The 4808-nt window shown below is 74.4% G+C and carries 4 protein-coding genes and 1 pseudogene; 3 read left to right on the top strand and 2 right to left on the bottom strand.

Annotated elements, in window-relative coordinates; translation table 11 throughout:
* From PUR56_RS08905 to PUR56_RS08895, 3 genes and pseudogenes are all read left to right on the top strand, one after another.
* A pseudogene (locus tag PUR56_RS08905) lies at positions 1-290 on the top strand (UDP-glucose 4-epimerase GalE); the annotation flags it as partial.
* A 422-nt stretch (positions 291-712) separates the two neighbouring features.
* On the top strand, positions 713-1282 hold the full coding sequence (locus PUR56_RS08900) for a TetR/AcrR family transcriptional regulator (protein ID WP_329881595.1): 570 nt from the start codon (positions 713-715) through the stop codon (positions 1280-1282).
* 76 nt (positions 1283-1358) lie between these two features.
* Positions 1359-2546, top strand: coding sequence for a GDSL-type esterase/lipase family protein (locus tag PUR56_RS08895; protein WP_329948476.1), 1188 nt, complete (start codon positions 1359-1361; stop codon positions 2544-2546).
* 103 nt (positions 2547-2649) lie between these two features.
* On the opposite strand, the gene PUR56_RS08890 is transcribed toward PUR56_RS08895, so the two are convergent.
* Both PUR56_RS08890 and PUR56_RS08885 read right to left on the bottom strand, forming a co-directional pair.
* A complete protein-coding gene (locus tag PUR56_RS08890) occupies positions 2650-3855 on the bottom strand; it encodes a phosphotransferase (protein WP_329881593.1) in 1206 nt (401 codons plus the stop codon).
* A 423-nt stretch (positions 3856-4278) separates the two neighbouring features.
* A partial coding sequence (locus tag PUR56_RS08885; RefSeq protein ID WP_329948475.1) for an ABC transporter permease occupies positions 4279-4808 on the bottom strand: 530 nt, incomplete at its 5' end.

Genomic DNA, 4808 nt, shown 5'->3' with positions numbered 1-4808 from the left:
TCGCCGACGCCCACCTGCTCGCCCTGGACGCGGCCAAGCCGGGCGAGCACCTGATCTGCAACCTCGGCAACGGCAGCGGCTTCTCGGTCCGCGAGGTGATCGAGTCGGTCAAGCGCGTGACCGGCCGCGAGATCCCGGTGCAGGTCTCCGGCCGCCGCGCGGGCGACCCGGCCGTCCTGGTGGCCTCCGCCGAGCGTGCCCACCGCGAGCTGGGCTGGACCCCGCGCCGCCCGAACCTGGACGACATCGTCGCCGACGCCTGGAAGTTCACCCTGGAGCGCCACCGGTGAACGCCCGCCCGGCATGACGCGGCCGCGTTGACGCGAGGGCGCGCAGGCGTGCGGGCGCGCAGGCGTGCGGGCGGACTCCCGCGGCTCGCGCGCCCGTGGATCCGGCACCCGCCCGTCAGGCCGCCGGGGTGAGGCTTCCGCGCCCGACCGGCGGCTCCGCCCGACGCCCGCGGGCGCGACGGGACGGCAGCCGGATCAGTCGACAGCCGTGCCGTGCGAGCTCGTCGACCCCGGTCGCGCACATCGCCTCCTCCGCTACGCAGAGTGACCTGCCTCGCCCAGCCTCCCGCCCCCTCCCACGGACCCGCCCCGCACGCCCTTCCGGGCGACGACCCGACCCGCGCGGCACAGCGAAGGTGTAGGGTAAAACCTAAAGTCTTTAGGCAGCAGCCTGAGAGGCAAAGGCGAACGGAGCGAACCTCATGGCCCGGGTGGGACTGACCGCCGAGCGACTGACCCTCGCCGGGGCGGAGCTGGCCGACGAGGTCGGCTTCGAGCACGTCACCGTCTCCGAGCTCGCCCGACGCTTCGACGTCAAGGTCGCGAGCCTGTACTCGCACGTCCGCAACTCCCACGACCTCAAGACCCGGATCGCTCTGTTCGCCCTGGAGGAGCTCGCCGACCGCGCCGCCGACGCGGTCGCCGGACGCGCCGGCAAGGACGCCCTGGCAGCCTTCGCCGACGCCTACCGCGACTACGCCCGGCAGCACCCCGGGCGGTACGACGCCGCACGGTTCAGGCTCGACCCGCAGACGGCCGCCGCCAGCGCCGGGGTGCGGCACGCCCGGATGACCCGGGCGATCCTGCGCGGCTACGACCTGGACGAGCCGGACCAGACCCACGCGATCCGCATGCTGGGCAGCGTCTTCCACGGCTACGTCAGCCTGGAGGCCGCCGGCGGCTTCAGCCACACCGCCGTCGATCCTCAGGTGTCCTGGGACTGGATCATCGACTCCCTCGACACCCTGCTCCGGACCCTGACGACCCGCTGAGCACCCCGGCCGTACCGACCCCACCGGCCCGCCCGACCCCACCGGCCCGCCGCACCGAACCGGAACCCCAGGAACCATGAGCACCGACAGCACGCCGACCGCCGCCCCGACCACCACCCCCGTCACCTCCGACCTGCTGCGCGGGCACCTCGACCTCGAACGGACGGCGCACGGGCTGCTGCCGCACCGGCTGCCCGCCCGGGCCCGCCTCCAGATCCCCGACGAGCAGCTCGCGACGGCACAGGCCCAGCCCTCCGGCGTGCGCCTGGCCTTCCGTACCAGGGCCACCACCGTCGAGCTGGACACCCTGCCCACCAAGCGCGCCTACGCGGGCGTGCCCGCCACACCCGACGGCGTCTACGACCTCGTCGTCGACGGCCTGCTCACCGCACAGGCCACCGTCACCGGGGGCCACACCCTGATGACCGACCTGGCCACCGGCACCGCCGAACTGATCGAGGGCCCGCCCGGGACAGCACGCTTCACCGGCCTTCCCGCCCGCGACAAGACCGTCGAGATCTGGTTGCCGCACAACGAGATCACCGAGCTGATCGCCCTGCGCACCGACGCCCCGGTCGAACCCGCGCCGCCGACCGGGCACCGGCGCTGGGTCCATCACGGCAGCTCCATCAGCCACGGCTCGACCGCCGGCCGCCCCACCTCCGTCTGGACCGCCCTGGCGGCTACCGAGGGGGGCGTCGACCTGGTCAACCTCGGCTTCGGCGGCGGCGCCCTGCTGGACCCGTTCACCGCCCGCGCGATCCGTGACACCCCCGCCGACCTGATCAGCCTCAAGATCGGCATCAACATCGTCAACACGGACGCGATGCGGCTGCGCGCGTTCGGCCCGGCCGTCCACGGCTTCCTCGACACCGTCCGGGAGGGGCACCCGACCACCCCGCTGCTGGTCGTCTCCCCCGTCCTGTGCCCGGTCCACGAAGACACCCCCGGCCCGCTGGCCCCGGACTTCTCGACCGGCACCCTGCGCTTCAAGGCCACGGGCGACCCCGCCGAACGCGCGGCCGGCCGCCTGACCCTCACCGTCATCCGCGAGGAGCTGGCCCGCATCGTCGCCCGGCGCGCGGAGGACGACCCGCACCTCCACCACCTGGACGGCCGCACCCTCTACGGCCGGGCCGACTACGACGAGTTGCCGCTGCCCGACGAGGTCCACCCCGACGCCGCCGGCCACCGCCGCATCGCGGACAACTTCGGCCGGCTGGTCTTCGGCCCCGGCGGGATCTTCGCCGCCCCGCGCGTCTGACCCGCCGCCCGGACGGTACCGGACGGCGGGTCGGACGCCCGGCGCGGCCGGCTCCGACACGGCCCGTGCCGTGCCGGGCCCTGCGGGGGCGGGGCGGGGCCGGTCAGGGCCGGTGGGTGGCGCGCAGTCGGGCGAGGGTGCGCAGGCCGCGTTCCACGAGTTCGGGATCGTGGTTCGCCGCGCCGTACTGGATCCCGGAGACGGCGTCCAGCACGCAGTGGACGGCCAGGTGCTCCTGCTCGGTGTCGGTGAGGTCCCGGCCGTAGCCGTCGAAGAGCGCCTCGGCGAGGTCCGGGCGGTCGGCCCAGCTGTCGGCGAGCCGCACGAAGTCCCGGACGGCCGGGCCCGGCTCGGCACGCTCGAAGTCGATCACGTACAGGTCCCCGGACGGCTCCCACAGGAGGTTGCGGAACTGGAGGTCGCCGTGGGTCGGCACCGCGTCGAGGGGAGGGAGCTCGGCCGCCCTCGCGGTGGCCGCGCGGGCGAGGTCCTCGTCGCCGGGAGCGAGGTGGCCGCGGGCCCCTTCCAGGTGCCGCTCCAGTCGTTCGAGGACGCGCGGCGACCCGTCACCGGGCCGGGCGGGCGCGGCCCCGTGGATCGCCGCCGCGAGCTCCCCGATCCGGCGGAAGACCCGCTGCTGCTCCTCGCGCCCGTGCACGGCCCCGTGCAGGGAGCGGCCGGGCACCGCGGTGACGACGACGGCCCGCAACGCGGGGGCGACGGCCACCAGGCGTGGCGCCGCCCCACCCAGGAGGGGGACCCAGGTCCGGTAGGCGGCCACCTCACGGTCGTGGAAGCGCGGGCTCTCACGATGGACCTTGACGAACCACTCACCGCCGTCCCGGCCGTGGACCCGCCACACCCGGCTGCCCGCCCGTGCCCAGGAGGCGTCCGTCCACGCGGCGATGCGTCCGACGGCGGCCTCGGCGAACTCCCTCAGCTCCGGGGCGGGGCTGTCCGCGGCGCCACCGCCGCCGATGCGGGCGGCGAGGGCGGTCATGTCGTCGGCGAATCCGGCGCCGAGGTCGATGCCGGTCTCCTCGGCGATCACCAGCAGGGAGAACAGGCAGTCGGACAGCTCGTGGGCGATCCGCTCCCGGTCGGCCGGGACGTCGGCGCGGTGGCCCTGGTACGCCATGACGAGCTTGGCGAGGTCCCCGACGTCGCCGACGAACCCGAGGGCGAAGTCCGCCAGGTCCCATGTGCGGCCCAGTGTCCGCCGGTTGGTCTCGTCGTACAGCCGGCGGACGTCGCGGGCGGCGGCGACCAGTCCGTCCCAGTCGGGGCGGACACGACGGTTCGGTTCCACACGTCTCCTCAGCGGGTCACGGGGCGGGCAGGGCGCCCGACATGTCGACTTTCCTCGGCTCGCGGCTCGCGGACGCGGCGGGTCGGACGATCACCGGCTCCTGTTCCCCGAAGCGCACCTTCACGGTCACGCGGACAACCTAGCGCTGTGACCGACCGGTTCGCCGGGTCCGGACGAGCAGAAGCCCGACGGTCTACCTCACCCATCCCGCCCTCCGCGGCACCGAAGTACTCACAACACCCTCCAGCTCGGCGGTTGTCGCGACACGACGCCCCTAGCGCTTGCCTGGCCGCGCCCGTTCGCGGGACGGCTCGATCACCGGCCGAGCACGCGGACGGGGCGGCGGGCTCCGACGGGGTGTCGGGGTCCGCCGCCCCGGAGCCGGGGCGAGCCACGGGGAACCTGCCGCGCAGGTCGCCCCGGCTACGCCGGGTCCCGGTCGAACACCGCCTTCGACCAGCGGTAGCCGAGCGCCGCGAGGCCCAGGCACCAGGCGACGGCGAGCCACCCGTTGTGGCCGATCTCGCTGCCGAGCAGCAGTCCGCGCAGGGTCTCGATGGCGGGTGTGAACGGCTGGTACTCGGCGATCGGCTGGAACCAGCCGGGCATGGAGTGGATCGGGACGAAGGCGCTGGAGATGAGGGGGAGGAAGATCATCGGCAGCGCGTTGTTGCTGGCGGCCTCGGCGTTCGGGCTGATCAGACCCATGCCGACGGCGATCCAGGTGAACGCCAGGGCGAAGAGCACGAGCAGTCCGAACGCGGCCAGCCACTCCAGGGCGGTGGCGTCCGTGGAGCGGAAGCCGATGGCCGCGCCGACGGCGCCGACGAGGACCACGCTGGCGACCGACTGCAGCACGCTGCCGACGACGTGTCCGACGAGCACCGACGGGCGGTGGATCGCCATCGTGCGGAAGCGGGCGATGATGCCCTCGGTCATGTCGTTGGAGACGG

Origin of the sequence: Streptomyces sp. BE303, assembly GCF_036290945.1 — a bacterium.
Taxonomy (GTDB): Bacteria; Actinomycetota; Actinomycetes; order Streptomycetales; family Streptomycetaceae; genus Kitasatospora.
The sequence above is the reverse complement of the archived record's forward strand: the minus strand, read 5'-3'. Positions and strand labels throughout refer to the sequence as shown.

Excerpts from the sequence above, each read along its gene's own strand:
- PUR56_RS08895 (WP_329948476.1), top strand. The coding sequence starts at position 1,359 with ATGAGCACCGACAGCACGCCGACCGCCGCCCCGACCACCACCCCCGTC.
- PUR56_RS08900 (WP_329881595.1), top strand. The coding sequence starts at position 713 with ATGGCCCGGGTGGGACTGACCGCCGAGCGACTGACCCTCGCCGGGGCG.